Consider the following 21,618-nt stretch of genomic DNA (forward strand, 5'->3'; position numbering starts at 1 on the left):
CGCCCCTCCTTCCGCGTGTTACCTACGACTTCAGCCCTCCTCAGGGCCGTTGTCCTTGTCGTCCCCGGCCGCGGAGGCCTCTTCGGCACCCTCGGCCTTCACCGGGGTGGCCCCCGGCTGCGGTTCGGCGACCGCCACCCGCGCGGGGCGGATGGTGCGCTCCCCGATGCGATACCCGGGCTGCAGAATCGCCACGCACGTCGTCTCGGTGACGTCCGGCGCGTAGCTGTGCATCAGCGCCTCGTGGATCGTCGGGTCGAAGGGCTCGCCCTCCTTGCCGAACTGCTGCAGGCCCATCTTCGCCGCGACCGTCTCCAGCGACTCGGCCACCGACTTGAAACCGCCGACCAGTTCGCCGTGTTCCCGGGCGCGGCCGATGTCGTCGAGCACGGGCAGGAGTTCGGTCAGGAGGTTCGCGATGGCGATCTCCCGGACCGTGATCCGGTCGCGCTCCACCCGGCGGCGGTAGTTCTGGTACTCGGCCTGAAGGCGCTGGAGGTCCGCGGTGCGCTCGCCGAGCGCCGTGCGTACCTGGTCCAGCTGGGCCGTCAGACCGGCGACCTGTGCGCTTGCGTCCCCGGCCGGGGCCGCCCCCTGAGCGGGAGCGGCCTTCGGCTCGGCGTCGTCGGGGGTGGCGCCGGAGGGGACGTCGGGCTTCTCTTCGAAGCCCGGGGTCTCCTCCGTCACGCGGCACCGTCCTTGCGCTCGTCGTCGACGATCTCGGCGTCCACCACGTCGTCGGCGGCGTCACTGGCGGGGGCACCGCCGGCGGCGGCACCGGAGGCCTGGGCGTCGGCGTACATGGCCTGGCCCAGCTTCTGGGAGACGGCCGCGACCTTCTCGGTGGCGGTGCGGATCTCGGCGGTGTCCTCGCCCTTGAGCTTCTCCTTCAGCTCCTCGAGCGAGGCCTCGACCTCGGTCTTGATCTCGCCGGGGACCTTGTCCTCGTTGTCCTTGAGGAACTTCTCGGTCTGGTAGACGAGCTGCTCGCCCTGGTTGCGGGTCTCGGCGGCCTCGCGGCGGCGGTGGTCCTCCTCCGCGTACTGCTCGGCCTCCTGGCGCATCCGGTCGACCTCGTCCTTAGGCAGCGAGGAGCCGCCGGTGACGGTCATCTTCTGCTCCTTGCCCGTGCCCAGGTCCTTCGCGGTCACGTGCATGATGCCGTTGGCGTCGATGTCGAAGGAGACCTCGATCTGCGGGACACCGCGCGGGGCCGGCGGCAGACCGGTCAGCTCGAACATGCCGAGCTTCTTGTTGTACGCCGCGATCTCGCGCTCGCCCTGGTAGACCTGGATCTGGACGGAGGGCTGGTTGTCCTCGGCGGTGGTGAAGATCTCGGACCGCTTGGTCGGGATCGTCGTGTTCCGCTCGATGAGCTTGGTCATGATGCCGCCCTTGGTCTCGATACCGAGGGACAGCGGGGTCACGTCGAGGAGCAGGACGTCCTTGACCTCACCCTTGAGGACACCGGCCTGGAGCGAGGCGCCGATGGCGACGACCTCGTCCGGGTTCACACCCTTGTTGGCCTCCTTGCCGCCGGTCAGCTCCTTGACGAGCTCGGCGACGGCGGGCATACGGGTGGAGCCGCCGACGAGGACGACGTGGTCGATCTCGCCGAGCTGGATGCCGGCGTCCTTGATGACGTTGTGGAACGGCGTCTTGCAGCGCTCCAGCAGGTCCGCGGTCAGCTGCTGGAACTGGGCGCGGGTGAGCTTCTCGTCGAGGTGCAGGGGGCCCTCGGCGGAGGCGGTGATGTAGGGCAGGTTGATCGAGGTCTCCGTGGAGGAGGACAGCTCGATCTTGGCCTTCTCGGCGGCCTCGCGGAGGCGCTGGAGGGCCATCTTGTCCTTGCCGAGGTCCACGCCGTGGCCGGCCGCGAACTGCTTGACCAGGTAGTCGACGACGCGCTGGTCCCAGTCGTCACCGCCGAGGTGGTTGTCGCCGTTGGTGGCCTTCACCTCGACGACGCCGTCGCCGATCTCCAGGAGGGACACGTCGAAGGTGCCGCCACCGAGGTCGAAGACGAGGATCGTCTGGTCGTCCTTGTCGAGGCCGTAGGCGAGCGCGGCCGCGGTGGGCTCGTTGACGATGCGCAGGACGTTCAGACCGGCGATCTCGCCGGCCTCCTTCGTCGCCTGGCGCTCGGAGTCGTTGAAGTAGGCCGGGACGGTGATGACCGCGTCGGTCACCTTCTCGCCCAGGTAGGCCTCGGCGTCGCGCTTGAGCTTCTGCAGGATGAACGCGGAGATCTGCTGGGGGTTGAAGTCCTTCCCGTCCAGCTGGATCTTCCAGTCGGTGCCCATGTGGCGCTTCACGGACCGGATCGTCCGGTCGACGTTGGTGACCGCCTGACGCTTGGCGACCTCGCCGACGAGGACTTCGCCGTTCTTCGCGAAGGCGACGACGGACGGCGTGGTCCGGGCACCCTCGGCGTTGGTGATGACGGTGGGCTCGCCGCCTTCAAGAACGCTGACGACGGAGTTAGTCGTGCCCAGGTCGATGCCGACCGCACGTGCCATGGTGATTTCCTCCAGCTGACTTGAGTGGAACGGACTCAAGTGTGCATCAAGCCTGCCCCTGGGTCAACAGACCTGAGTGGAGCAGACTCAAGTCTTATCCGTTCCTTACACGCAAGTGGCCGCTGACCTGCACAGTCTCCGGCATCCGGGAGCCGTAGACAGGGATCCGAAGGAGTACGAGTACGGCGATCAGGGTGACGCCGGCGACCCAGGCGACGGTTGCGGAGGCGATCCAGCCGCCCTGCGCGAGCACCGCGACGAGCACCCCGGCGAAGGATCCGGCACCGAGGACGATCGTCGCCCCCGGCGAGCTGAGCCCCAGTCGCCGCAGCCGGTGCGCGAGATGGTCGGGCCCGCGCCGCAGCACCGGCCGCCCGGCGAGCAGCCGCGACAGGAGTACGACCACCACATCGGCGCTCGCGACGGCGGTGAGCGCGAACAGCACGCCCGCGCCGGCGACGGGGTCGTGCCCGGTCCGGGTGAACAGCGCGGCCGCGGCCAGCACGAACCCGGCGAACAGCGAACCGGTGGCGCCGAGGGCGATCCGCGCGGGATACCAGTTGTGCATCAGGAACCCGGTGAGCGCGGCCGCCAGCACGCTCAGCAGTACGGCGAGCCCGTCCATGACCTCGACGGTGGCACAGGCACCGACCCCGAAGGCGGTGACCACGCCGACGGTCCCGGCGAGGCCGTCCGCATGGTCGAGCCCCTTGAAGGCGACGGCGACGAAGGCGATCCACCCGACGGCGAGCACCCCGCCCCCGGCGCCGAACTCCCCGTACGGCACGACGCACGCGGCCGCCACGGCCGTACCGAACAGCAGGAACCGCGTCTTGAGCCGCCACACGTCGGCGACCACCCCGAGCAGCGCCACGGCTCCCCCGGCGACCAGCAGCTCACCGACCCCGGTGCCGAGCGGGGCGACCCCGCTCCAGTCGCCGACGCCCGCGACCAGACAGGTGGCGCCGACGACGGCGAGCCCGCCCAGCGCCGGCACCGGCCGCACCCGCCTGCGGTCGACCAGCCCCAGCCGCAGGGCCGCCGGCCGGATCAGCGCGGAGAGGACGGCGGCTAGCAGCAGGGCGGTGGTGGCGGCGGCGATCCCATAGAGCACAGGTCCAAATTAGACCTTAATGTAACAATTCTGTACGAATAACACGATCGGGTTGGGAGGGAGCGCAGGCGGACCTCAGCGATCCAGATCACCCTGCCCCTGACTACAGTGCGAGTAAAGATGCGGGTAGTCTCAGAGGACTGCATAAGTTACCGCTTAGTAATTTCGGGAACCCTCGCGAAGAGACCCGAAGAGACCCCTCGCAGGCCCGAGGAGCCCCCATGCAACTCGCCGCGATCATCGTGTCGCTGGTTCTGATCGTGGTCGGCGTGGCGTTGTTCGCCCGCGCCCTCCTGCAGATCTTCAACTTCATGCGGCTCGGTCAGAACGTACCCGCCGGCACCCGTACCGACGAACCCGTCCAGCGGACCGTCACCGTGGTCAGGGAGTTCCTCGGCCACACCCGGATGAACCGCTGGGGCATCGTCGGCGTGGCGCACTGGTTCGTCGCGGTCGGCTTCTTCTCCCTCCTGCTGACGATCGTCAACGCCATCGGCCAGCTGTTCCAGGCCGACTGGATCCTGCCGGTCATCGGCGACTGGGCGCCGTACAACGTCTTCGTCGAGTTCATCGGCACGATGACGGTCCTCGGCATCCTCACGCTGATCGTCATCCGCCAGCTGAGCAAGCCGAACCGGCCGGGCCGCAAGTCCCGCTTCGCCGGCTCCAACTTCGGCCAGGCGTACTTCGTCGAGACGGTCATCCTGATCGTCGGCGTCTGCATCTTCACGCTGCACGCCCTGGAGGGCGCCCAGCACCACGTGGACTCCTACGAGGCGTCGTTCTTCATCTCGTACCCGGTGGTCTCCTGGTTCCGGGGCATGGACGTCTCCACGCTCCAGAACCTCACCTACTTCTTCGCCGCCCTGAAGATCGCGACTTCCTTCATCTGGATGATCGTGGTCGCCCTGAAGACCGACATGGGTGTCGCCTGGCACCGCTTCCTGGCCTTCCCGAACATCTGGTTCAAGCGGAACGCGACGGGTGAGACCTCGCTGGGCGCCCTGCTCCCGATGACCTCCGGCGGCAAGCCGATCAACTTCGAGGACCCGGGCGAGGACGACGTCTTCGGCGTCTCCCAGGTCGAGCAGTTCTCCTGGAAGGGCCTGCTGGACTTCTCCACCTGCACCGAGTGCGGCCGCTGCCAGTCGCAGTGCCCCGCCTGGAACACCGGCAAGCCGCTCTCCCCCAAGCTGCTGATCATGTCCCTGCGGGACAACGCGCACGCCAAGGCGCCGTACCTGCTGGCCGGCGGCGGCAAGACCGCCGAGGGCGAGGAGAAGGGCTCCGAGGAGCAGCTCGCCGGGGTGCCCGCGGCCGCTCTCGCGGAGGCCGAGCGCCCGCTGATCGGCACCGCCGAGGAGAACGGCGTCATCGACCCGGACGTGCTGTGGTCCTGCACCACCTGCGGCGCCTGTGTCGAGCAGTGCCCGGTGGACATCGAGCACGTCGACCACATCGTGGACATGCGCCGCTACCAGGTGATGATCGAGTCCGCGTTCCCGTCCGAGGCGGGCACGATGCTCAAGAACCTGGAGAAGAAGGGCAACCCCTGGGGCCTGGCGAAGAAGCAGCGCCTGGAGTGGCTCAAGGAGGTCGACTTCGAGGTCCCGGTCGTCGGCAAGGACATCGAGGACCTCACCGAGGTCGAGTACCTCTACTGGGTCGGCTGCGCGGGCTCCCTGGAGGACCGCGCCAAGAAGACCACCAAGGCCTTCGCCGAGCTGCTGCACATCGCGGGCGTCAAGTTCGCGATCATGGGCGGCGACGAGAAGTGCACCGGCGACTCCGCCCGCCGCCTCGGCAACGAGCCCCTGTTCCAGGAGCTCGGCATGGAGAACGTGATGGCGCTGAACACGGCGTTCGGCGAGGAGCTGGACGACGACGGCAAGGTCACGGCGGAGTCGAAGAAGCCGAAGTCGGCGAAGAAGATCGTCGCCACCTGCCCGCACTGCCTCAACACCATCGGCAACGAGTACCCGCAGCTCGGCGGCGACTACGAGGTCATCCACCACACCCAGCTGCTGCAGCACCTGGTGGACGAGGGCAAGCTGGTCCCGGTCACCCCGGTCGAGGGCATCATCACCTACCACGACCCCTGCTACCTGGGTCGCCACAACAAGATCTACACGCCTCCGCGCGAGATCATCGCCAGCGTCCCGGGCCTCAGGAACGAGGAGATGCACCGCCACAAGGAGCGCGGCTTCTGCTGTGGCGCCGGTGGTGCGCGGATGTGGATGGAAGAGCGGATCGGCAAGCGCATCAACAACGAGCGCGTCGACGAGGCCCTGTCGGTCAACCCCGACATCGTCTCCACCGCCTGCCCGTTCTGCCTGGTCATGCTCACCGACTCGGTCAACGGCAAGAAGAACGATGGCAAGGCCAAGGAGTCCATCCAGGTGGTGGACGTGGCCCAGCTGCTCCTCGACTCCGTCAGGACGCCGGTGGACCCGGCGGGCGCGGCGGAGGCGGAGAGCACGCCGGAGCCGGAGCCGGTGAAGTAACCCGTCCGTACGCACGGAACGCCCCCGACCCACTGCGGGTCGGGGGCGTTCTGGTTTCTTCGGGGGCCTGCGGGGATAAGAGATTGCTTGACTAAAGCAACACACGGAAATAGTCCCCCGAGGAGCCCCCATGGCCGCGAACCAGCAGGACGAACCCCTGCGCTACCCCCTCCCCTCCCCCGGCCCGCTGACACCGCCCGCCGAGTGGCCGGAGTTACGGCAGAAGTGCCCCGTCGCCCCGGTGACGCTCCCCAGCGGCGACCGGGCGACCCTGCTCACCCGCTACGCGGACGTCAGGCTCGCCCTGTCCGACCCGCGGCTGAGCCGGGAGGGCCTGGCCCGGCCCGACGCGGCCCGGATCACCGCCAGCGAGTCGGGCAGCGTCTTCGACAGCCCGATGGCCCGCGCGCTCAACGCCGAGGGGCACGAGCGCTGGCGGCGGATGGTCGGCCGGTGGTTCACCGCCAAACGCATGCGGGCGCTGATCCCGAAGATCGAGGCGACGGCCGACCGGCTCGTCGACGACATGGTGGCGCACGGACAGCCCGCCGACCTGGTGCCGTGGCTGGCCTTCCCGCTGCCCGTGTTCGTCATCTGCGACATGCTCGGCGTCCCGGAGCGCGACCGGGACGACTTCAAGCGGTGGTCGGACGCGTTCCTGAGCATCTCCAAGTACCCGACGGACGAGGTGAGGTCGGCGCAGACCCGGTTCGCCGAGTACATGTCCGGCCTGATCGAGGAGAAGCGACGGGATCCGCAGGACGACCTGATCAGCGAGCTGCTCGCGGCCACCGACGCCGAGGGCCGGCCGATGTCCGACCTCGCCCTGGCCGCCACCGGCCAGGCGCTGCTGCTCGCCGGGCACGAGACCACGGCCGGCTTCATCACCTCGATGACCGCCACCCTGCTGGCCGACCGGACGCGGTGGGAACGGCTGCTGAACGACCCCTCGCTGATCCGCTCCGCAGTGGAGGAGGTGCTCCGCCATGAGCCGCACGGCGGCTTCGGGATGCTCCGTTACGTCCATGAGGACACCGAGGTGCCGAGCGGTGCGATGCTGCCCGGGGGCACCACGGTGGTGTGCAGCATGGCCGCGGCCAACCGGGACGCCGACGCCTTCGAGGACGCCGAGGACATGGACCTGGGCCGCTCCCCCAACGCGCACCTGACCTTCGGTGTGGGACCGCACTCCTGCCTGGGCCAGCCGCTCGCCCGCACCGAGATGCAGACGGTGCTCGGTGTGCTGCTGCGCCGCCTGCCCACCCTCGAACACGCCGTGGACCCCGCCGGCCTGCGCCGCCTAGAAGGCCAGCTCACCACACCGCTGGTTGAGCTCCCGGTGCGGTGGTGAGCGCCGTGGAGGTGACCGTCGACGAGGCGAAGTGCTGCGGTGCCGGGCAGTGCGTACTGATCGCGCCGGAGGTGTTCGACCAGCGGGACGAGGACGGCATCGTCGTCCTGCTGGCCGCCCAACCCGCCGAGCAGTGGCACCCGGCCGTGCGTGAGGCCGCGAGCGTCTGTCCGGCCGCCGCGATCCGGCTCACCGGGGGGTCATGACCCCGCGGGGTTGTCCAGGAGGCCGCTCGCGGTGCGGTGGATCTTCGCCAGCGCGCCGAGGAGGTGCTGCCGTTCGGTGTCGGTGAGGTCCGCGGTCACCGCTTCCTCCATCCGCCGGCGCTCCTCCTCGACCGGTCCCTGCAGCGCCCGTCCGGCGTCGGTGAGCCACAGCCTGACGAGACGGCTGTCGCGGTCGTCGGGGCGCCGGGTGAGCAGTCCGGCGGCCGCCATCCGGGTGGCCATCTTGGTCACCGTGGGCGTGGTGACGTGGACCGCCGCCGCGATCTCGCCGGGGGTACGGCCGTCCTTCTCCCAGAGCGCCGCGAGCAGGTGGTTCTGGCCGAGGTGGAGGCCGTACTCCCGCATGCCGCGGTCGGCCAGGGCCCGAAGGGCCTTGGACGTCTTGCTGTGCAGGTCCAGGAACTCGGACATCGCGGCCTTTCGGAAAGACGGCGTACGACGGCCGGGCACGGCCGCCGTACGCCGCACAACCGGCGCCGTCCACCGATCGATTGACGGCTAATCATTTCCCGGCTAACGTCCCGTCCCGCAAAGTCGTTAACCGGCAAATGACAGGGGTGTCATGTTACTGGTCACCGGAGCCACCGGAAACATCGGCCGTGAACTCGTCCGCCAACTCGACGCGCAGGGCGCCGAGTTCCGCATCCTCGTCCGTGATCCCGACCGCGCCGCCGGCCTGCCGGGCCGGGCCGAACGCATCGTCGGCGACCTGGGCGAACCGGCGACCCTCCCGCCCGCCTTCGACGGGGCCGACCGGCTGTTCCTGCTCCCCGCGGGCATCGGCATCGACCACACCAGGCATGCCCTCGCCGCCGCCCTGGCCGCGGGAGTGCGCCACATCGTGCACCTGTCGTCCTGCAACGTCCTCGGCGACCCCATGCCGGCGATGGGCCGCTGGCACCACGAACGCGAGACCCTCGTCCGCGCCTGCGGCATCCCCGCGACCTTCCTGCGGCCCGGCGGCTTCATGACCAACGCGCTCGACTGGCTGCCCACCCTCCGCGAGGCGGGTTACGTCCTCGACCCGGCCGGCCCGGGCCGCTACGCGCCGATCGACCCCGCGGACATCGCCGCGGTGGCCGCGCTCGCCCTGACCGAGGACGGCCACCGGGGCGCGGAGTACACCCTGACCGGCGCGGAGACGTTCACCCTCGCCGAGCAGGTCGGCGTCCTCGCGGCGGCGGTCGGGGCCGGCATCGAGGTGCGTCCGGTGACCACCCCCGCGGAGGCCGTGCGGTTCCGCTTCCCCGGCGGAGCGCCGCCCGCCCTCGCCGAGGCTCTCGTCGAGGGGTTCACGCGGATGCGCGCCGACACGGTCGGCCTGCGCACGGACACCGTGGAGCGGCTGCTGGCCCGCAAGCCGCGCACCTTCGCCGACTGGTGCACGGCACACGCGGACGTGTTCCGGCGGGCGCTCGGCATCCGGCCGGGGACGAGCGGGCCGGAATCCTCGGGCTGAAGCCCGGAGAGCACGTCAGTTCAGGCCGATCGCCGCGCAGGCCGCCTTGTACTTCGCGGTGCAGATGTCGCCGACGGTGTAGACGCCGTCCGCGATCACCGTGTCCTTGATGTTGTTCCTGGTGAGGGCGACCACCGGCACGAGCGTCGCGGGGATGTCCTTCTCGGTCGGGCTGTCGACCTTGTCCTGGGTCAGCGCGTCGTACTGGATGTCCTTGCCCTGCACCTTGTACACCGCCATCTCCGCGGCGTCGGTGGCCTCTTCCAGGAACGACTTGTACACCGTCATGTACTGCTCGCCCGAGACGACCCGCTGCACCGCGTCCAGGTTCGCGTCCTGCCCGGTGACCGGCGGGATCTTGGTGGCCCCCGCCTGCTTCATCGCGTCGATGACGGCGCCGGCCATGCCGTCGTTGGCGGAGTAGACGGCGGCGATGTTGCCGAGGCCGACGGCCTGGATCGCCTTCCTCATGTTGGCCTCGGCGACCGCGGGCGACCACTTGTCGGTGTCGTACTCCTTGGCGATCTGGACCTTGCCCTTGAGCTCACCGAGGGCGCCGTCCTTGAACTTCCCCGTGTTCGGGTCCGCCGGATCGCCGTTCATCATGACGATCTTGCTGGTGGCGGCCTTGCTGCCGAGCGCCTCGACGATGGCGCGGGCCTGTACCTCGCCGACGAGTTCGTTGTCGTGCGAGACATAGGCGTCGATGGGGCCCTGGGCGAGCCGGTCGTAGGCGATGACGGGGATCCCGCCGTCCTTCGCCTTCTGCACGTCCGGCGCGATCGCCTTGGCGTCCAGCGCGTCCACCACGATGATGTCGACCTTCTTGGACACCATCGCCTGGAACTGCCGGCTCTGCTTGTCCTGGCTCGCCTCGGCGTTGGCGTAGTCGACCTTGGCCTTGCCGTGCGTGAGGGAGGCGACCTCCTTCTTGAAGATGGGGTAGTCGAAGGCCTCGAACCGGGCGGTGTCCTTGTCGGGCAGGAGCAGTCCCACCGTGATGTCGTCGCCCTTGCCCGGGGACGCGGAGCCGCTGCTGCCGCCGATGCCGTCGACGACACCGCACGCGGTGAGCGACAAGGCGGAGGCGGAGGCGGCCAGGGCCATCGCGAAACGAGGCAAGGGGGTGCCACAGAAAGCAGGAGCGCTCACATCAGCGCCTTCCGGGTGGGGCGAGCATCATGCGCCGGCGGATGATGTGAACGAAGCAAACGGGTAACTACCGAGTAGGTCAAGACGTAAGGACATTAAGGCTGTTGGGGAATTCTGTGCGCATCGATGGGAGATGCTGTGACCGGATGAGAATTCCGCAGTTCAGAGGCGGTTCACCGGTAAGTCGCCGCGCATTTCGGCGTGTTCGTGATGTCGGCCCGCCTCGGAAATTTGGACGATCGGGCAACGGCCCCGCACTGTCCGGCACTTCGCTGCTGCAAGATCCGACCCGCCGGACGGGTCCTGTATCTCAGAGGAGTCCGGCGGTCAGGGCGTCGGCGGGCAGCGCGGGGGCCGGCCGGCCGGGCTCGGGGCACCAGTCGCGATGGCCGGCATCGTCGGCGAACGGTCCCGCCCCTTGCGCGATCATCGCCACCGCTTCCTCGCGGGCCCGCTCCACCGCCCGGTGATCGGCCTCGCTCACCACGCCCAGCCGGCGGCCGTGCTCGTACTCGTCCTCGTCCTTCCAGTCCCATCGCGACAGGTCGGGGGCGATCACCAGGTCCAGGAGGAGGTCGAAGGTATCGAAGCCGATGGCCGTGCGCCGCATGGGCCGTTGGAAGTTGACGTACCAGTGGGCCAACCGCTGGCCGTCGGAGGCGTCGTAGAACGCGTTCACGCTGAACCAGGTGCCCGGCGGCACCCATTGCAGATGGGCCGTGTCCCGCCACGACCAGCGGCCGAGCCGCCAGCTCCCCTGGGCCAGGTTCGGCAGCGCCCGGACCCGCGCGGTGTGGTCACCCGTCAACAGCCACTCGATCCAGGAGGTCGGCACCAGGAGCTCGGCGCCGGGCCGGCAGCCGAGGACGAGCGCCTCGGCGGAGTCCTCGACGACCCGGAACGCGTGGGCGCTCCACACCCTGCGCCGGAACACATCACGCCGGACGGCGGTCTCACCCGGCCGGAACGTTCGCACGGAGCGCCTCCTGACGGCCGGACCCCCAGTCGGCCTCGGTCGTGAGCGTCTAACGGGAACGCCATTCTGGCCCGGCCCACCCTTCGCCGGAAGCACTGCCCGAGCGGTGGTTCGTGCAGGGGGTGGCCAGCTCGGCGGTCAAGGGCTGAGCCTCCCCGAGGGGCACCGCGGGGGTCACTCCGCCTTCGGCGGTGCGGTGCTCGCGCGGATCACCAGTTCCGGGTCGAAGAGGAGCTCGCCGACGGGGACCTCGCGGTTGCCCAGCAGGGCCAGGACGCTGCGAGCCACCTCGGGGGCCAGCCGGTCGGCGGGCTGGCGGACCGTGGTGAGCGGGGGGTCGACGAAGTCCATGATCATGGAGCCGTCGTAGCCGACCACCGAGACCTCGCCCGGGACGTCGTAACCCTGCCGGCGCGCGCCGCGGATCGCGCCGAGGGCCATGTAGTCGCTGGCGGCGACGACGGCCGTGGCACCGCGGCCGAGGAGGGAGACCGCGGCCGACTGGCCGCCCTCCACGGTGTAGGACTGCCGGACCACCCACTGCTCCGGGTCCGCGATCCCGCGCCGGGCGAGCGAGGCGACGAAGCCGCTGACCCGGCGGTCCGCCGGGCGGTTGCCGACGGGACCCGAGGCCATGCCGATCCTGCGGTGCCCGAGCCGGTACAGGTGGTCGACGGCGAGCTCGGCGGCCAGCAGGTCGTCGGTGGAGAAGACGGGGGCCTCGCAGCCGCCCTCGAACTGGCCGTTGACCCCGACGAACGGGATCCGGCGGGAGCGCAGCAGTTCGTACGCCTCCGGGTCCGCGCCCTCGATGGTGTTGCTGGCGGAGAGGAAGACGACCGCGGCGATGCCCCGGTCGGCCAGCGAGGTCACGTAGTCCAGCTCCTGCACCCCGCCGGGGAAGCACGGGCACAGGATGGTCTTCAGGCCGTGCGGGGCGAGGGTGGCCTCGATGCGTTCGCAGACGTCGGCGAAGAACGGGTTGGAGACCAGCTCGGTGACGACCGCGACGAGCTGTCCCTGCGTCTGCCGCTCGTAGCCGAGGTCGGCCATCGCCTGCTCGACCGCCTCGCGGGTCTTGCGGGACACGCCCTGGCGCCGGTTGATGACCCGGCTGACCGTGGCCTCGCTCACCTGCGCCCGGTCCGCGACCTCGGTGATGCCGACCTTCATGCGGTTTCCTCCGTCCCCCGTCGTGCGGACCTCCACACATTACTTTGCCCGGCACCCGCCCACTTGCAAGATTTCGATGAAGACTTTCAGTCCTGTTGCAGGATTTCTATGCATGACCATTGAACGGCCTCTTCCGCCCCTGTTAGCTTTCCGCCACGACTCGGCCGCCCCGCCCGCCGTAGCTGAAGACCGGGAGAACCGATGAAGCCCTCAAGGTTCATGCTGCTCACCGCCGTTGCCCTGCTCACGCCGCTCGTCCCCGCCGCCTCCGCGACCGCGGGACCGCGTGCCGCCGCCGACTCCCGACCCCAACTCGCCCTGCCCGACCCGGGTTTCGAGAACGGCGGGGTGGGCTGGACCTTCAGCGCCGGCGCCGGGGTCGGCGAAGGGAACGTCCACAGCGGTTCCCGCTTCCTCTACCTCGACGCCGGCACGGGCAAGTGGGCCGCCCAGACCATCACCGCGCCCCGGGACGGCAGTTACGACTTCTCGGCGTGGATAGGCAGCGCCGGCACCGGCGGTACGTACACGATCCGGCGCAACGGCGAGACCGTCGGCACGGTCGACCTGCCGCAGCGCCCCACCTACGCCCGGTACACCATCAGCCGCGTCGATCTGAAGGCCGGCGACCGGCTGGAGATCGTCTTCGGCTCGGGCAGCGCCTGGGTCAACGCCGACGAGTACCACACCAGCGGCACCGGCACCGCGCCGTACGGGCCCACCTACTGGGCCGGATACGCCAACCGCAGCGCGTACTACTCCCGGGACATGACCCACCAGCTGGCCGGCGCCCATCTCATCGGCCTCGACACCGAGAACGAGACGATGCTCCGCTCGTACGCGGCGTCGGCCACCGCCGGGGACGAGTACTTCCCGGTGTGGTCCCTCAACTTCGACGCCAAGACGTACCTGAGCATCGACTACCACAGCCCGGACGACTACGTGCGCGAGGTGCCTGCCGTCTTCGAACTCGTCGAGAAGGCCGCCCAGGCGTACCTCTGGACCGGCGACCGCAGATACGTCGACGACCCGGTGCTGTGGGACTACTACCGGCACACCACCGAACAGTTCATCGACCTGCACAACAGCACCGTTCCCAACGGCAAGGTGAAGGTCGCCGAGGGCACCGGCAACGGCATCTTCGCCGGCGCCGCCAGCTACAACGAGCAGGACGGCGACAACCTAGCCGAGGCCGGGGACACCATCGCCTCGGAGTACCAGGCGTATCTGGCGATGGACGTGCTCGCGCGCGGCAAGGGCGACACCGCGCTGGCGAAGAAGTACGACCGCAAGGCCGCCGATCTGAAGGCGTACTTCAACGACACCTGGAGCGGCACCGGCAGCGGCGCCGGCATGGTCCGCGCGTACACCACCTCCGGCACCCCGGTCACCGGCTGGGGCAAGGAGAACAGCGTGTTCATGCCGATGAAGCAGATCATCGACCCCGGCCCGCGCAACGACGCCTACCTCGACTACATCCAGACCGAGGAGCTGGGGCCGAACGGCTCGCCCAACATCGAGTCGACGACGTACCTGCCCGACATGTTCTTCAGGAACAACCGCGCCGATACCGCGTGGTGGTGGATGAAGAAGATCTACGGCGAGCGGGATCTGCAGCACGTCAACTCCGGCCAGGGCCCCGACGGCGACTACCCCGAGGTGTCGTTCACCCTGGTCAGCCAGACGGTCCAGGGCCTGATGGGCATCACCCCGAACGCGGCGGCCCACCAGGTGACCACCGAGTCACGGCTGCCGTCCGGCATGAAGTGGCTCCGGGTCGCGGACATCCCGGTCGGCAAGGACACCATCACCGTGCGGCACGACGGCGCGACCAGGACCACCCTGACGAACAACGCCCGGCACGGCTCCTACATCTGGGAGGCCCGCTTCCCCGGCGTCCACAAGAGGATCACCGTCGACGGCGTCCCGCAGCGGGCGCGCACCAAGACGGTCGACGGTGTGACGTACACGTACGCGACACCGGTGGTGCCGGCGGGGGCGACGGCGATGGTGCAGGTGACGGGCTGACACGGGCCCCGGACGTTCTTGCACGCGTACGGCCCGGGTGCGGAACCCGGGCCGTACGCGCGTGCCGTACCGACGACGTCAGTGCCGCGCGCCCTCCTTGGCGAGGGCCGAGACGAAGCGCAGGGCGTCCACGGTGCCCACGCCGGTGGCGAGGTCGTAGCCCTTGACGGCCTTGTAGCCGGTCACGCCCTGGTAGCTGTTGTTCGTGCCGTCCTTGACATCGACGATGCCGGTGCCGTTGGAGTGGTACGAGTAGAGGTCGTACAGGGCCTTCTGGATGTTGCCCAGCCGCTGGCCCGCCAGCTGGTCGGCGAGGGCCACGATGCCCGAGAAGAGCGGGGTGGCCTCGCTGGTGCCGCCGCTGACGTCCCAGCCGACGGCGGTCGGGTCGAAGCTGGAGTAGATCCAGGCACCGCCGTTGACCGCGGCGGACATCGAGATGTCCGGGGTGCCGCGGCGGGTGCCGACGACGTTCTTCACCCCGTTCTGGAAGGCCGGGCGGGTGAACACGTGGGACTGGCCGCCACCGCCGGAGCCGTAGTCGTTGTAGACGCTGTCCGGCTTGACGCGCCGGCCCTTGTCGTCCAGGTGGAGCTGGGTGCCGCCGATCGAGGTGACCAGCGGGTCCGAGGACGGCCAGGAGTTGACGCGCTTCTTGTAGTACGTCTTGCCGTCGGCCTGGAGGTCGGTGGCGCCGCCGTCACCGGAGGCGGCGAGCACGGTGACGTGCTTGCGGTTGGCGTCCTGGAAGGCGTAGCGCAGCTTCTTGATGCTGGAGAAGTCGCCCTTGGCGAAGCCGGGGAAGGTGTTCTCCGTGGCGCCGAAGCTCTGGCTGATGACGTCGCCGACACCGTGGTCGATCATGTACTTCTCGGCGTCCATCATCTCCGGCAGACCGGTGGTGCCCTCGGTCTCGGAGACCGCCGTCTCCACCACGACGATCTTCGCGGCGGGCGCGACCGCGTGCGCCATCTCGACGTCCAGGGTGGTCTCGCCGGCCCAGCCCGTCATGTCGGAGTTCTTGGGGTCGAAGGCGGGCACGTGCCCCCACTTGACGACCTTCACCTTGGTGCTGGGCAGCCCGAACTGCTTGCTGTAGACGTCGAGGTCGTGCTGGACGGTCGGGGAACCGTACGAGTCGACGATGACGATGGTGCGCCCCTTGCCCGTGACACCGTCGCGGTAGAGGGCGTTGAGGTCGTACGCGGTGCGGTACTGGAGCGGCGTGTAGCAGTTGATGTGCCACTTGGTCTGGCACTGCTCGCTGGTCAGCGGGCTGCTCACGCCATGGACCAGGGTGTGTCCGGCGACGGCGGGTACCGCGAGGGTGTGCGGTACGGAAGTGGGCGCGGCGGCCGTCAGCGCGGTGGCCGCGAGGGCGGCGACGGACGTGGCGGCCGCGACGCGCAGCCCGGTACGGGCTATGTGCATGGATCCCCCAGAGATCTCGGCATGGTCTCCGCGCATCCCATCGAATGGGTCATGCACAGTTCAAGACCGTTGAACCGACGATGCCGAACCCTTTACCCGGCGATGGCCACCGGAGCCTCGCTCTGAACTTCAGGAGAACGAGGACGCAACCCTGGAGGCGTCTTTAGGGTCTATCCCTCACGTACAGGCTTTTCTTAACAAGGAAATATCTAACAAATCGGCCAAACGTTGAAAAAGACACCCCTGAGAATCTGGGCCGTGGCGGCCGCCACGGCCCTCGCGTTCCTCGTCGCGCTGGAGATCACCGCACGCCACTACGGCCTGCCGGGACCGATCACCACCCAGGCGCGCGAAGTGGTATTCGCGCCCAAGTCGGGCTTTCTGCTGTACGCCGGCATGGCGCTGATGATGGTGGTGCTCACCTGGCGGCAGCGGTTCATCGCCTTCGGTGCAGCGGTCGGTATCGACCTCGTCTTCTGGGTCGTCCGGTGGGCGACAGGCAACGAGGTGACCGAGGGCCATCCCTTCGGGAACGGCGCGCTGTGGGTACTGATCGGCTGCGCGGTCATCGCCGTGACGCGCCGCACCGGCCGGGAACGGACCCTGCTGCTCAAGGGTGTCGGGCTGGGCCTGCTGCTGGTGACCGGCCGCAAGACCGGCGACACCTGGCTGCTCATCACCTCGAAGACCCGCCCGATGGTGCTCGACCAGTACGTGGCCACCGCCGACCACGCGCTGGGCAACCCGTCGTGGGTGGTGGGCCGGATCGTCACGGCCTCCGGCCCGGTCGGCTTCAACGTCCTCGAAATCGTCTACGGCCAGCTCGCCGTGGCCGCGGTCGTCGTCGCGCTGTACCAACTGCGGCACGTGGCGGCCGAACGCCGCTTCCCGCGCCATCACCTGGTGCGCACCTTCCTGGTGATAGGCCTCGTCGGGCCCGCCATCTACATGATCTTCCCGGTGGTCGGCCCGGTCTTCGCCTACGGCACCGGCGCCGAACACTGGGCCTCGGTAAGCCTCTGGCCGGAACAACCGCCACTGACCGGCGGCGGCCACTGGGAGGTGGCCGACCTGTGGCCGCGCACCCCGTCCCCGCTCGGCCCCCCGCACCACATGGCGTTCGACGGATTCACCCCGCGCAACTGCATGCCCAGCCTGCACACGGCATGGGCCACCGCGATCTTCATCCACTCCCGGAAGGGTCCCCGGACACTGCAGTTCGCCGGCGCCTTCTGGCTGGTCGCCACGCTCACCGCGACGCTGGGCTTCGGCTACCACTACGGCGCGGACCTCATAGCCGGCGTGGTGTTCACGCTCACCATCGAGACGGCCCTGCGCACCTACGACCGCGGCTGGGACCGATCCGGGATCCGGCTGGTCGCCTACGGTACGACGGTCTTCACCGCGCTCCTGCTGTCCTATCGCTGGCTGCCGTCGGAGATGGCCGGCCATCCGTGGGTGGCCGGACCGCTTCTCCTGCTGGCGATGGCCTCGGTGATCTACGGCTATGTACAGACCGTCGCGCGCTGGGAACCCGCGCCCGTGTCGACGCCACAACGGGAGCCGCAACCCGAACTGATCTGATCCGGACGCGGATCGGACAGTCGATCGCCCCTGGTGGACGGTTGTCCGGTCAACTCCCGCGGCGGCGGGTCCCGTTGCCGGACAGCCAGGCCGCCCCGGACACGGCAGCACCTCGCCTTCGCCGTCCGGAACCCGGGACCGCGGAGCTGTCCCCGGCCGCTGAGAGCCCGGGGCTCACGCTCCCACGGTCCCGTCGACGCCCTCCCGCAGGAAGTCGGCGTGCCCGTTGTGGCGGCCGTACTCCAGGAGGACGTGCACCATCACCATCCGCAGCGACACCTCCCCCTCCCACCTCGGCTGATATCCGGCCAGGTCCAGCGAGCCGGCCGCACGCTCGATCCGGCGCGAGGTCTCCACCTCGGCCTCCCAGGCCGTGAACGCCTCGTCCCGGGTCGACCCGCTCGCGTCGTACGCCGCCTGGAAGTCGATCTCGTCGGACCAGACCATCGGCGCGTCATGGTCCTCGAAGACCCGGCGGAACCAGGCCCGTTCCACCTCCGCCAGGTGCCGCACCAGACCGAGCAGCGAGAGCGTCGACGGCGGCATCGACCGCTGCCGCAACTCCTCGTCGGTGAGCCCTTCGCACTTCATGGCGAGGGTGGCGCGGTGGTAGTCGAGGAACGCCCGCAGCATCTCGCGTTCACTGCCGAAAGCGGGCGGTCCTATGCGGTTGTCGCTGTTCACTGACGCTGCTCCTGATCCGTTCCGACGTCCGGGGGACAGCAGCAGTATCCGGTCCGGCGCGGTGGCCAGGCCGGTGAGGACGCCGGTCTCGGTCCACTGGACGCTCCAGTAGCGACAACTGGGCCTGCTGTTACTCTCGTTGTGCTGTGCACGGGGGGGCAGCCGGGGGGCTGGTGCTTTCGCAGCATCCGTCGACGCGCGCTTGATCGGCCGCCGCCGTCCCGTCACGCCTTTTCTGCCGAGAGGCCCCAGGAGGCGACGATGGCCCGTCGTACCACCGCCCGTACCACCGCCCGTGGCGTCGTCGCCGCGTTGGCGGTGCTCGCCGCGACCGCCGGTCCCGGCCCGCTCGCCGGCACGGCCGACGCGGACAACGGTGCCGGGAGCACCGCCCCCGCGGCGGAGAAGGTCTTCCAGGCGGACCGCTACACACCGCGCAGGGACCGGATCTACAGTGCCGGCCCCACCGGTTATCTGCATGCCCAGGAGGGGCGTTCCGGCTACCTGTGGACCTCGTACGACACCGGTACCACGACCGGGCTGGGCAACCTGGCCCGGCTTGAGCTCCCCGGGTACCTGGGGTCGTCGTCCGACGTCGTGACCGATGTCGTCTCGCCCACCCGGAAGGTCGTCCTCAGGGACCTGTCCGCCGGCACCGCCACGGACGTCGCCCTCACCCACGGCGCCTACGAGGCCACCTTCGGCGCCCATGTGCTGACCCAGGCCCGGAACACCGACAGCAGCCGCGTGCTGCGGCTGTACGGCGGCGGCGCGCCCGCCGACGGCACCCTCGTCGACGGCTGGCCGACCGGAATCACCACCAACTTCAGCGTGCTGGGCGGCGACAGCTCCACCGCCGTCATCGGCTACGGGCTGCCGAACGGCGAGCACCACCTGGCGCTGGTGGACCTGGCCGCCGCGAGGGTCACCGGCGACGTCGTCGTACCCGCCGTCCCGGCCGGCGTCGCGCTGAGCGCCGACCGGCTGGTCTGGTGGTCCGACATCAGGACGGCGCACGTCCTGGACCGCGCCGACCTCTCCGCCGCCGGAACGACGGTGCCGCTGCCCGGCACGGAAGGCATCCCGTACATGGGCATCGCCGGGCGCTGGCTGGTGGTGGCCCGTTCCGTGCCGTCGAGCCCGAGCGACCAGGTCGACACGTCCGGCGAGCGGCTGATGGCCGTCCCGCTCACGGGCGGTGACCCGGTCACCCTGCTCCGGCACGCGAACACTTCCCTCGTCACGGCACCGGACGGCAGTCTGCTGGCCGTCGGCGGCGCCGACTCCGGGCACTGGGCGGTGCGCAGGGTCACCGACACGGGCGCGGACGCCCCGACGCTGACCGAGCTGACCGCCGTACCGCCGGCCGCAGCGAAGATCGCCCGGCTCTCGCTGCAGAACGGCACCCTGGCCACCGACGAGGCCGACAGCAGTTTCCTGGGCGCCTACTACACCCGGCGGATCGCCGCCGACGGAACACCGGGCGCGCCGGCCTGGCAGGCCTGGGACGGCCGCGGGGCGGGCCCCTACGCCACCGGCGACGGACAGGTGGTGACGTTCACCGACTCGCCCGACCCCAGCATCGGATCGTACGTCCAGTCCCTCGACGGCCAGGCAGGCTTCTACCTGGCCTCGGCCTCCGGAACGGTCCTCGACATCACCGGCCGCTACGCGATCGTCAACGGCTCCTCCCCCGCCAGGCAGTACGTCGGCGATCTCGGCGTCTACTCCGACCTGCAGCCCGTCGTCACCCGCTCCGTCACGGCCGCCTCCGTCTGGGGGACCAGCCTGTGGACGCCGGGTTCCGGCACCGGTGTCGTCACCGCCAAGGACCTCAAGACCGGCAGGACCACCGACACCGTCAGCACCGGCGCCCCCTGCGTCCCCAAGGAGCTGCAGGTGGTGGGCCGCTGGATCTACTGGTCCTGCGGTCCGACCGCGACGGCCGGCGTCTGGGACCGTACGGCGAAGAAGAACATCCCCGTCCCCTCCGGCGAGGCGCTGCTCGGCGACGGCTACCTCGTCCGGCACGACACCTCGGCCGGGGCGCTCCTCCTCACCGCCTTCGCCGACGGCACCGCGACCGCCCGCACCATCGGCGACCTCGCGACGGGCGGCTCCGGTCTGCGCGGGGTGACCTGGACCGTGGACAAGTTCGGCGGTCCCGCGGCCTACGTGGACGCGGATCAGCGGATCCATCTGGTGCCCAGCGGGGTCGCCACCCAGCGGCTCGCCGTCGCCGAGTCAGAGGTGACCAGCAGCGTGGGGGAGAGCCGTTCGGCCGACAACCCGTGGTGGCAGTGGCGCGGACTGCTCTCCAAGCCCGCCGCCTCCTGGACGGCGACGCTCACCAGCAGGACCGCCGGCGCCGTGGTCCGTACGCTCTCCGGTGGGGCGGTGTCCGGCAACCTGACCACGCGCTGGGACGAGCGCGACAGCAAGGGCGCGCTGGTCCCCGACGGCACGTACACCCTCAAGCTGACGGCCCCGCCCGCCGACGGTTCGGGACCGGCCCTGACGGTGTCGCAGACGGTCAGGGTGTCCCAGGGAGCCGCCGTGCGCCGCGACTTCACCAACAACAGCTCGTGGGCGCCCGACGGCATCGGCGACGCCCTCACCCTCACCTCGTCCGGCGTCGTCAGCTACCGCCCCGGCGACGGCACAGGCGGCTTCGGCAAGGCCATGTCGGCCTCGGGCTGGCCCTCCTCCGTCACCCTGGTCCCGTTCGGCGACCTCGACGGCGACCGCCGCAACGACGTCCTCGTCCGGTTCGGCAGCGGCGAGTTGCGGGTGTACCGGACCATGCTCGGACAGGCCTTCACCACGACCACCCCGCACACCTCGCTCGGCAAGGGCTGGAACCAGTACGACGTGCTGACCTCGCCGGGGGACCTCACAGGGGACGGCCGCCCCGACCTGATCGCCCGCAAGGCGTCGACGGGAGAACTGTTCCTGTACAAGGGCACCAGCGCGGGGAAGCTGTCGGCCCGGGTCCGGATCGCGGGGAACTGGTCGGGCTACAAGAAGATCGTGGGCGTCGGCGACCTCAACGGCGACGGCCGCGGGGACCTGCTGGCCCAGGACCGCTCCAACACGCTGTGGCGGTACGACGGCAACGGCTCCGGCGGCTTCGGATCCCGTGTGAAGGTGGCCTCCGGCTGGGGCTCGTCGTACAACGTCGTCGTGGGCGTCGGCGACATCACCGGCGACGGCAGGGCGGACATCGTCTCCCGCGACACCTCCGGCAACCTGTGGCGCAACAACGGCAACGGCTCGGGATCGTTCGGCCCCCGCACGAAGATCGCCTCGGGCTGGCAGACGTACAAGGGCGTGTACTGACGGGCGGTTCCCGTACGGCGAGGTGACCGGCCTCCTGGCGCCGCCGGTCTTCCACACCCTGTGGACAGGGCGGAGCG

Annotated in this window: 16 protein-coding genes; 7 read left to right on the top strand and 9 right to left on the bottom strand. The window is 69.9% G+C overall.

Features of this window, described 5'->3' with window-relative positions; all coding sequences use genetic code 11:
• Positions 1-30: 30 nt before the first annotated feature.
• The 3 genes from grpE to EDD90_RS25985 all read right to left on the bottom strand — a co-directional run bounded on the left by grpE (position 31) and on the right by EDD90_RS25985 (position 3,633).
• Positions 31-687, bottom strand: a complete 657-nt coding sequence (gene grpE, locus EDD90_RS25975; protein WP_123975446.1) for a nucleotide exchange factor GrpE — start codon at positions 685-687, stop codon at positions 31-33.
• Complete coding sequence (dnaK, locus tag EDD90_RS25980; RefSeq protein WP_123975447.1) at positions 684-2,519, bottom strand: molecular chaperone DnaK; 1,836 nt, start codon at positions 2,517-2,519, stop codon at positions 684-686. The genes grpE and dnaK overlap by 4 nt, the downstream gene beginning before the upstream one ends.
• 94 nt (positions 2,520-2,613) lie before the next feature.
• Complete coding sequence (locus EDD90_RS25985) at positions 2,614-3,633, bottom strand: MraY family glycosyltransferase (protein ID WP_123975448.1); 1,020 nt, start codon at positions 3,631-3,633, stop codon at positions 2,614-2,616.
• A gap of 221 nt (positions 3,634-3,854) precedes the next feature.
• On the opposite strand from EDD90_RS25985, the gene EDD90_RS25990 reads away from it, so the two are divergent.
• From EDD90_RS25990 to EDD90_RS26000, 3 genes are all read left to right on the top strand, one after another.
• On the top strand, positions 3,855-6,137 hold the full coding sequence (locus EDD90_RS25990) for a (Fe-S)-binding protein (RefSeq protein WP_123975449.1): 2,283 nt from the start codon (positions 3,855-3,857) through the stop codon (positions 6,135-6,137).
• Between the two features lie 130 nt (positions 6,138-6,267).
• The gene (locus EDD90_RS25995; protein ID WP_123975450.1) at positions 6,268-7,488 is read left to right on the top strand and encodes a cytochrome P450; all 1,221 of its coding nucleotides are present in this window, start codon (positions 6,268-6,270) and stop codon (positions 7,486-7,488) included.
• Positions 7,489-7,493: 5 nt separating this feature from the next.
• Complete coding sequence (locus tag EDD90_RS26000) at positions 7,494-7,694, top strand: ferredoxin (RefSeq protein ID WP_123981635.1); 201 nt, start codon at positions 7,494-7,496, stop codon at positions 7,692-7,694.
• On the opposite strand, the gene EDD90_RS26005 is transcribed toward EDD90_RS26000, so the two are convergent.
• Positions 7,689-8,126, bottom strand: coding sequence for a MarR family winged helix-turn-helix transcriptional regulator (locus tag EDD90_RS26005; protein ID WP_123975451.1), 438 nt, complete (start codon positions 8,124-8,126; stop codon positions 7,689-7,691). The two genes, EDD90_RS26000 and EDD90_RS26005, sit on opposite strands and share 6 nt — an antisense overlap.
• Before the next feature lie 151 nt (positions 8,127-8,277).
• Between EDD90_RS26005 and EDD90_RS26010 the strand changes: the two genes are divergently transcribed.
• Positions 8,278-9,174, top strand: a complete 897-nt coding sequence (locus tag EDD90_RS26010) for an NAD(P)H-binding protein (RefSeq protein WP_123975452.1) — start codon at positions 8,278-8,280, stop codon at positions 9,172-9,174.
• Positions 9,175-9,189: 15 nt separating this feature from the next.
• Here the strand turns inward: EDD90_RS26010 and EDD90_RS26015 are convergent, their stop codons facing one another.
• The 3 genes from EDD90_RS26015 to EDD90_RS26025 all read right to left on the bottom strand — a co-directional run bounded on the left by EDD90_RS26015 (position 9,190) and on the right by EDD90_RS26025 (position 12,475).
• Positions 9,190-10,281, bottom strand: coding sequence for a sugar ABC transporter substrate-binding protein (locus tag EDD90_RS26015; protein ID WP_123975453.1), 1,092 nt, complete (start codon positions 10,279-10,281; stop codon positions 9,190-9,192).
• A gap of 355 nt (positions 10,282-10,636) precedes the next feature.
• A complete protein-coding gene (locus EDD90_RS26020) occupies positions 10,637-11,302 on the bottom strand; it encodes a DUF402 domain-containing protein (RefSeq protein WP_123975454.1) in 666 nt (221 codons plus the stop codon).
• Between the two features lie 174 nt (positions 11,303-11,476).
• Positions 11,477-12,475 carry a LacI family DNA-binding transcriptional regulator gene (locus EDD90_RS26025; RefSeq protein ID WP_123975455.1) on the bottom strand — a complete coding sequence of 333 codons (999 nt, stop codon included), beginning with the start codon at positions 12,473-12,475 and terminating at the stop codon, positions 11,477-11,479.
• A gap of 201 nt (positions 12,476-12,676) precedes the next feature.
• Here EDD90_RS26025 and EDD90_RS26030 point away from each other — a divergent pair, with 201 nt between their 5' ends.
• A complete protein-coding gene (locus tag EDD90_RS26030) occupies positions 12,677-14,503 on the top strand; it encodes a hypothetical protein (protein WP_260328063.1) in 1,827 nt (608 codons plus the stop codon).
• Between the two features lie 78 nt (positions 14,504-14,581).
• Here the strand turns inward: EDD90_RS26030 and EDD90_RS26035 are convergent, their stop codons facing one another.
• Positions 14,582-15,934, bottom strand: coding sequence for a S8 family serine peptidase (locus EDD90_RS26035; RefSeq protein WP_123975456.1), 1,353 nt, complete (start codon positions 15,932-15,934; stop codon positions 14,582-14,584).
• Between the two features lie 258 nt (positions 15,935-16,192).
• On the opposite strand from EDD90_RS26035, the gene EDD90_RS26040 reads away from it, so the two are divergent.
• Positions 16,193-17,518 carry a phosphatase PAP2 family protein gene (locus EDD90_RS26040; protein ID WP_123975457.1) on the top strand — a complete coding sequence of 442 codons (1,326 nt, stop codon included), beginning with the start codon at positions 16,193-16,195 and terminating at the stop codon, positions 17,516-17,518.
• 174 nt (positions 17,519-17,692) lie between these two features.
• Here EDD90_RS26040 and EDD90_RS26045 read toward each other — a convergent pair whose 3' ends face one another.
• Positions 17,693-18,202, bottom strand: coding sequence for a DinB family protein (locus EDD90_RS26045; RefSeq protein ID WP_123975458.1), 510 nt, complete (start codon positions 18,200-18,202; stop codon positions 17,693-17,695).
• A gap of 261 nt (positions 18,203-18,463) precedes the next feature.
• Here EDD90_RS26045 and EDD90_RS26050 point away from each other — a divergent pair, with 261 nt between their 5' ends.
• Positions 18,464-21,541, top strand: coding sequence for an FG-GAP-like repeat-containing protein (locus EDD90_RS26050; RefSeq protein WP_123975459.1), 3,078 nt, complete (start codon positions 18,464-18,466; stop codon positions 21,539-21,541).
• The last annotated feature ends 77 nt before the right edge of the window (positions 21,542-21,618 follow it).

Source organism: Streptomyces sp. Ag109_O5-1 (assembly GCF_003814875.1).
Taxonomy (GTDB): domain Bacteria; phylum Actinomycetota; class Actinomycetes; order Streptomycetales; family Streptomycetaceae; genus Streptomyces; species Streptomyces sasae.

Bases quoted from the DNA above. Each gene is read 5' to 3' on its own strand.
- dnaK (WP_123975447.1), bottom strand. From the start codon at position 2,519: ATGGCACGTGCGGTCGGCATCGACCTGGGCACGACTAACTCCGTCGTC.
- EDD90_RS25990 (WP_123975449.1), top strand. From the start codon at position 3,855: ATGCAACTCGCCGCGATCATCGTGTCGCTGGTTCTGATCGTGGTCGGC.
- EDD90_RS25995 (WP_123975450.1), top strand. From the start codon at position 6,268: ATGGCCGCGAACCAGCAGGACGAACCCCTGCGCTACCCCCTCCCCTCC.
- EDD90_RS26005 (WP_123975451.1), bottom strand. From the start codon at position 8,126: ATGTCCGAGTTCCTGGACCTGCACAGCAAGACGTCCAAGGCCCTTCGG.
- EDD90_RS26010 (WP_123975452.1), top strand. From the start codon at position 8,278: ATGTTACTGGTCACCGGAGCCACCGGAAACATCGGCCGTGAACTCGTC.
- EDD90_RS26015 (WP_123975453.1), bottom strand. From the start codon at position 10,281: ATGGCCCTGGCCGCCTCCGCCTCCGCCTTGTCGCTCACCGCGTGCGGT.
- EDD90_RS26025 (WP_123975455.1), bottom strand. From the start codon at position 12,475: ATGAAGGTCGGCATCACCGAGGTCGCGGACCGGGCGCAGGTGAGCGAG.
- EDD90_RS26030 (WP_260328063.1), top strand. From the start codon at position 12,677: ATGAAGCCCTCAAGGTTCATGCTGCTCACCGCCGTTGCCCTGCTCACG.
- EDD90_RS26035 (WP_123975456.1), bottom strand. From the start codon at position 15,934: ATGCACATAGCCCGTACCGGGCTGCGCGTCGCGGCCGCCACGTCCGTC.
- EDD90_RS26050 (WP_123975459.1), top strand. From the start codon at position 18,464: ATGGCCCGTCGTACCACCGCCCGTACCACCGCCCGTGGCGTCGTCGCC.